4 protein-coding genes are annotated in these 3,917 nt (G+C 47.3%); all 4 read left to right on the top strand.

The genetic code is table 11. The features are described 5' to 3' along the window. Positions 1 to 678 (top strand): alpha-galactosidase (locus STRDD11_RS10145; RefSeq protein WP_206512696.1); only part of this gene is annotated, 678 nt, incomplete at its 5' end. 91 nt (positions 679 to 769) lie between these two features. After that, positions 770 to 2,029 (top strand): extracellular solute-binding protein, encoded by a 1,260-nt coding sequence (locus STRDD11_RS10140; protein ID WP_128837201.1) that lies wholly within the window; start codon positions 770 to 772, stop codon positions 2,027 to 2,029. 14 nt (positions 2,030 to 2,043) lie between these two features. Next, a complete protein-coding gene (locus STRDD11_RS10135) occupies positions 2,044 to 2,916 on the top strand; it encodes a carbohydrate ABC transporter permease (protein WP_128837200.1) in 873 nt (290 codons plus the stop codon). 13 nt (positions 2,917 to 2,929) lie between these two features. Further along, complete coding sequence (locus tag STRDD11_RS10130) at positions 2,930 to 3,763, top strand: carbohydrate ABC transporter permease (RefSeq protein WP_128837199.1); 834 nt, start codon at positions 2,930 to 2,932, stop codon at positions 3,761 to 3,763. The last annotated feature ends 154 nt before the right edge of the window (positions 3,764 to 3,917 follow it).

Below are 3,917 nucleotides of genomic sequence, written 5' to 3'. Positions count from 1 at the left end.
TCTTGGGGCGTCTATCAGGTCATCCGCTATCTGACGGAGCACCATCCCGATATTCTTTTTGAATCCTGCTCAGGCGGCGGCGGCCGCAATGATCTGGGCATGATGCGCTATTTTCCGCAAGTCTGGGCCAGTGACAACAGTGATGCCATTGCCCGCCTGCCTATCCAGTACGGCTCTAGCTATCTTTATCCGACGATTTCCATGGGTGCCCATGTCTCGGCCGTGCCTAATCATCAAATGAATCGGATAACTCCGCTTGCGACGCGGGGCCATGTAGCCATGATGGGCAATCTGGGCTATGAGCTGGATCTGACCAGTCTGAGCCCAGAGGAAAAAGAGCAAATTGCCCAGCAGATTGCTTTTTATAAGAAAATCCGGCCGATTGTCCAGCTGGGGCAGCAGTACCGCCTCATCAATCCTGAAGCGGGATCCAATGAAGCGGCTGTGCAGTTTAACTATGAAGAACAGGTCCTCGTCACCTACGTCCGGATTTTGTCTGTTTTTGAGGTCATGGAAAGGACTTTGAAGCTGAAAGGTTTGGAAGAGGATGCTTTCTATGAACTGCAGGAAACCGGAGCGGTTTATTCGGGAGCGGAACTCATGTATGCCGGTCTGACCATGGCCCTTCCTGAGGGAGATTATCTGAGCAGACAGCTGCATTTCATCAGGAAATCATGAGAGACTTTCCGAGCCGCCGGTATTAGAACAGAAAGGCTCATCGTTTTGAGTATCAGCCTTCAGAGGCTATGAAAGAATAAAGGGGAAAGCCATGAAATGGTATAAAAAAATCGGTTTCTTCAGTGCGCTTGCTGTGACAGCTCTGGGGCTGCTGGGCTGTGCCGGTCAGGAGAAGAGCTCAGGTGACGGCAAGGTCACGATTGAATATTTCAACCAAAAGACAGAGATGGCGGATACTATCCAGGCTATCATTGACGATTTTGAAAAGGAAAATCCAAATATTGATGTCAAGCTGACGACAGTACCCTCGGCAGGGATTGTCTTAAAAACACGGATTCTGGCAGGAGATGTACCGGATATTATCAATATTTATCCGCAGAATATGGATTTCCAAGAGTGGGCCGGAGCAGGGTATTTTGCAGATATGACAGGGAAAGATTATCTGAAAAACATAAAAAACAACTATGCTCAAAAGTATGCTATTGATGATAAGGTTTACAGTGTGCCGCTGACGGCTAATGTTTCGGGAATCTACTATAATAAAACAAAATTTCAGGAATTGGGATTAGAGGTACCCAAGACTTTTGCAGCATTTAAGGACTTGGTCGAGCAGATCAAGGCCAAAGGAGAGACACCTTTTGCCACAGCAGGGACCGAGGGCTGGACTCTCAATGGCTATCACCAGCTTTCGCTCATCACCATCACAGGAAGCGCAGATGCGGCTAACGACTACCTGCGCTATTCGCCGGTCAACTCTATTAAGGCCAGCGACCCAATCCTCCAAGCTGATGCTCAGCGTCTAAACCTTCTGGCTGATGACAGCAATGAGATGAAGAACTGGCGCGGTGCTTCTTACAACGATGCCGTAGTCGCCTTTGCTGGTCAAAACGCACTGATGATGTCCAATGGTTCTTGGGCTTTGGCTGCCATTAACCAACAGGATCCTCAATTTGAAGTCGGAATGTTTGCCTTTCCCGGAGAAAAAGAGGGAGAAGAAGCAACGGTCGGGGCAGGGGACTTGGCCCTGTCAATCTCTGCGACGACTAAACATCCGAAGGAGACTGAGAAATTTATCGCTTATATGACATCTGCTAAGGCCATGCAGAAATACTACGATGTTGACGGTTCTCCGGTAGCCGTTGAAGGGGTCAGGGAAAATCCTGATTCGGCTTTGGCAGAGCTGAATAAACTGGCCTTCACAGACAAGCATTACATCTGGATGGGACAGCACTGGAATTCTGAAGAAGATTTCTTCAATCTCAGTGCCAACTATCTGCTAAGCAAGGATCTGAAAGCTATGGCGGATGAACTCAACGCCTTTTTCAACCCAATGAAAGCTGACCTAGATTAGGAGGAAAGGAAGATATGGGTATCCGAAAAATTTTCAATCAATACTGGGGCTGGACTTTTCTGGCAGTTCCGCTTATCTTACAAGCTGTTTTCTTCTACTTTCCTATGGCTCAGGGTGCCTTTTACAGTCTGACCAACTGGACTGGTCTGACTTATAATTTTAAGTTTGTCGGGCTCAATAATTACAAGCTCCTTATGGTTGACGGCAAGTTCTTTCAGGCTGTTTTCTTTACCTTGATTCTGACCGCGGCCTTAATCGTGGGAGAGATTGTGATAGGGATATTGGTGGCTCGGGCGCTGAATGCCAAGATTGCCGGCAAGACCTTCTTTAGAGCCTGGTTCTTTTTTCCGGCTGTGCTTTCAGGTCTGACCGTTTCCCTGATTTTCAAACAGTTCTTCAACTACGGTTTGCCTGCTTTGGGGAGTTTCCTTCATCTCAGATTTTTAGAAGAAAGCCTGCTTGGAACAACGGCAGGTGCGGCATTGGCAACGATCTTTGTCCTCCTCTGGCAGGGTGTGGCCATGCCCATCATTCTCTTTCTGGCCGGTCTGCAGAGCATTCCCTCAGAAATCAAAGAAGCAGCAGCCATTGACGGAGCAAGCGGCAGACAGACTTTCTGGTCTATTGAGCTGCCCTATCTCCTGCCGACGATTTCCATGGTCTTTATCTTGGCGCTTAAATCCGGTCTGACAGCCTTTGACCAGATCTTTGCCCTGACCAGCGGCGGTCCTAATAATGCGACGACATCGCTGGGTCTGCTGGTTTACAATTATGCCTTTAAGAGCAACCAATACGGCTACGCCAATGCCATTGCCATCATTCTTTTCTTGATTATTGGGATTGTATCTGTCTTCCAAATCAAGCTGTCTAAGAAATTTGAAATCTAAGGGAGGGAAATCCATGCAAAAAGAAGAAAAAAACCAGCAATTATGGAAATATGTCTTGCTCATTCTGGGTGGAATTCTCATTCTTTTGCCCTTGCTGACGACTGTTTTCAGCTCCTTTAAAACGACCAAGGATATTATGAATCATTTCTTTGGTCTGCCCAATCCTTTTACTCTCAGTAACTATGAACGCTTGATTGCAGATGGGATTGGCGGTTATTTCTGGAACTCAGCGCTTATCACTGTCCTGTCCCTGCTGGCGGTAGCCTTCTTTATCCCTGCAGCAGCCTACTCCATTGCCCGCAATATGTCCAAGCGCAGGGCGTTTAATATCATGTATTCGCTCTTGATTTTGGGGATTTTCGTTCCCTTTCAGGTCATCATGATTCCCATTACGGTCATGATGAGTAAGCTCGGTCTGGCCAATATGTGGGGGCTGGTCATCCTTTATCTGACCTATGCTATTCCTCAAACCCTCTTTCTCTATGTGGGTTATATCAAGATTAGTGTTCCGGACAGTATGGATGAGGCTGCCATGATTGACGGTGCTGACCGCTTTACGACCTACCGCCGCATTATTTTTCCCATGCTTAAGCCCATGCATGCGACGAGTCTTATCATCAATGCTCTTTGGTTCTGGAATGACTTTATGCTGCCCCTCTTAATCCTCAACAAGGACTCCAAGATGTGGACCCTGCCCCTCTTTCAGTATAATTATCAGGGACAGTACTTCAATGACTACGGTCCGAGTTTTGCGTCCTATATCGTTGGCATTGTCACCATTACCGTCGTTTACCTCATCTTCCAGCGGCATATTATAGCTGGCATGAGCAACGGCGCGGTGAAGTAAGATACAAAGCTCATTAAAAGTTCAAAGCGAAAATAGGAAATCAATGCAGCGACTGGGACAGACTCCCATGATGGTTGCGCCCTCACCCACAGAGGGATGGATCTTTTAGAAGATACCGTATAAGACTCTGTATCATAACATCGACGGCCTATGG

Origin of the sequence: Streptococcus sp. DD11 (genome assembly GCF_001578865.1) — a bacterium.
Taxonomy (GTDB): domain Bacteria; phylum Bacillota; class Bacilli; order Lactobacillales; family Streptococcaceae; genus Streptococcus; species Streptococcus panodentis.
Note: the sequence above shows the minus strand (reverse complement) of the source record. Positions and strands in the feature narration are given on the sequence as shown.